The organism is Klebsiella sp. YJ (assembly GCF_002108615.1).
Classification (GTDB): Bacteria; Pseudomonadota; Gammaproteobacteria; order Enterobacterales; family Enterobacteriaceae; genus Klebsiella; species Klebsiella planticola.
The window spans coordinates 1-2,397 of the sequence record NZ_MTEG01000082.1; the positions used below are offsets into that span (position 1 = coordinate 1).

Sequence of the window (2,397 nt, forward strand, 5' to 3'; positions counted from 1 at the left end):
CGGTGGGATTGTTGGGTTTCTCATCGTGAGTTACCGGTTCAATATTCCAGACAGACTCGCGGTTCATTTAAGCATCCATGCCCGCCCTGAACTCCGGGCACACTATAGGTGATGTCGGTGACCCACACCTGATTGGGCTTCACTACAGTAAATTCACGCCGCACGTGATTAGGCGCTATCAGTGACGGTCGTCCCCGACTCCCGCGTGGCACTTTATAACCATGTATAGCCTGAATCCTGTTTTTCCTCATGATTTTGGCAACCCGGTTTCTGCTGCACACTTCGCCAATTTCGCGAAGATCGCCATGAACCCTGCGATAACCGTAAACTCCACCACTCAGCGTATAGGAGTCGCGGATGAGTTCCAGCAGTCGCTGGTTATCCTTTTCTCCGGCAGATACAGGGTTATGGAGCCAGACATAAAATCCGGCACGGGCAACCTTAAGGACCCGACACATTGTAACGATCGACCAGATTTCACGGTGATCGTTGATAAAGCGATACTTCAGTCGGGCTCCCTTGCAAAGTACCGCGCTGCCTTTTTCAGAATATCCCGCTCTTCCTCAGTGCGTTTAAGCTGTGCTTTCAGCCTGAGAATTTCTGTTCTGGCATCCAGTAAATCCTGTGCCTGCTGTCCACTGTTGTCAGGCTTAACAGCCCGGAGCCATTTATATAGGCTGTGCGCCGACACGCCGAGCCGTTCAGATACTTCAGCAATAGAATAGCCCCGCTCGGTGATCTGGCGGACGGCCTCTTCCTTAAATGCAGGGGTAAAACGTGGTGTGCCCATAGACTCCTCCTTGTATCTCAAAAGTGGATTACTATGATCTGGCTTAGATTTGGCAAGGCCTGTGTAGTCCGATTCCTCCCGGGGTTATTAAAGCCCGCAGCATAGCGATTGACGCACAGGCTGAGCCGTTCATCTGAAGCCCGAACAGTTGTCCGAACTTCAAATCGTATTTGCAAGGAGGGGTATAGATGAGCGTGTCAAATCAACGTTGTGCAGGCATAGATGTTTCAAAAGGTACTCTGGATATTGCAATCAGCAATATTGCCAGCCAGTTCACTGTACCAAATGGAACTGACGGTTTTACTCAAGTTCTCAGAGAGTTAAAGCGAAATGAAACAAGGTTGATCCTCATGGAGGCGACAGGGGGTCTGGAGTCATGTGTGGCTTGTTATCTTCAATCAGAAGGGTTTGACGTTGTCGTCATTAATCCCCGCCAGGCTCGAGATTTTGCTCGTGCAATGGGCTATCTGGCGAAGACTGATCGTATAGATGCCAGAGTATTGCTTCAGATGTCGGAAGTTATTAACCAGCACCCAGAACGGGAAAGATACATTCGTCCCTTACCTGATGCCCACAGGCAGATTCTGGCTGCGATGGTGGTCAGACGCAGACAGCTCACGATCATGCTTACAGCCGAACGAAACCGATTACATCCCTCGCATCCTCTGAGCCATGCAAGCATCAGATCAATTATTTCGGCCCTGAAGGGCGAGTTGGCGCGTATTGAAGGTGAAATGGCGATTCACATCAAGGAGCATTTCAGTGAATTATCCGAGCTTCTGAACGCAGTTAAAGGAGTTGGCTCTGCGACAGTCGCCGTACTACTGGCAGAAGTCCCAGAACTTGGCTCACTGTCACGACGAGAAATTAGTGCCCTTATTGGGGTTGCTCCAGTAAACAGGGATTCCGGTACGATGCGCGGTCGCCGAACTGTATTCGGAGGGCGAGCTTCAGTCCGTACAGCTCTCTATATGTCAGCCCTGGTTGGGACGAGGCACAACCCTGTAATTAAAGAGTTCTATACACGCCTGGTTGCCGCAGGAAAACCTAAAAAAGTTGCACTGACGGCCTGCATCAGAAAATTGCTGACCATCCTGAACGCAATGCTGAAAAAGAATGAAGCATGGGATCCGATGTATCACCAGCATGCTTCGTAGCCGCGCTCGAAAGACAGTTGCTATGCTCAAACTATAGGGCAGATTTGTCTACGGGCTCGGGGTCACTCCAGTGAATATGTTGAGAAACATGGTAAGCCGCTGGCATTTTACAGCGACAAACACGGTATTTTTCGAGTAAATCATGCCGCCGGAAGCAAATCTGGAACTCAATTTGGTCGAGTCCTGCACGATATTGGTGTTGAGCTTATCTGTGCGAACAGCCCTCAGGCAAAAGGTCGTGTTGAGCGTGCCAACAAAACACTTCAGGACAGGCTCATCAAAGAAATGCGCCTCAATAAAATAAGCAGTATCGAAGAAGCCAATGCTTGGCTGGAAACGTTTATCGGCTTTGTTGAATAAATCGAACTTTTGCTGAGTTGAAGGATCAGATCACGCATCCTCCCGACAACACAGACCATTCCGTGGCAAAGCAAAAGTTCAGAATCACCA

The 2,397-nt window shown here is 49.6% G+C and carries 1 protein-coding gene and 3 pseudogenes; 2 read left to right on the forward strand and 2 right to left on the reverse strand.

All coding sequences use genetic code 11. The features are described from left to right. Positions 1-104: 104 nt before the first annotated feature. A pseudogene (locus BV390_RS30175) lies at positions 105-790 on the reverse strand (IS3-like element ISEc15 family transposase); the annotation flags it as partial. 188 nt (positions 791-978) lie between these two features. Here BV390_RS30175 and BV390_RS30180 point away from each other — a divergent pair. Both BV390_RS30180 and BV390_RS30185 read left to right on the forward strand, forming a co-directional pair. Further along, positions 979-1,947, forward strand: coding sequence for an IS110 family RNA-guided transposase (locus BV390_RS30180; protein ID WP_065906418.1), 969 nt, complete (start codon positions 979-981; stop codon positions 1,945-1,947). Between the two features lie 75 nt (positions 1,948-2,022). Next, positions 2,023-2,292: pseudogene (locus tag BV390_RS30185) on the forward strand (ISNCY family transposase); the annotation flags it as partial. Here BV390_RS30185 and BV390_RS31380 read toward each other — a convergent pair. Further along, positions 2,211-2,397: pseudogene (locus BV390_RS31380) on the reverse strand (hypothetical protein); the annotation flags it as partial. The pseudogenes BV390_RS30185 and BV390_RS31380 sit on opposite strands and share 82 nt — an antisense overlap.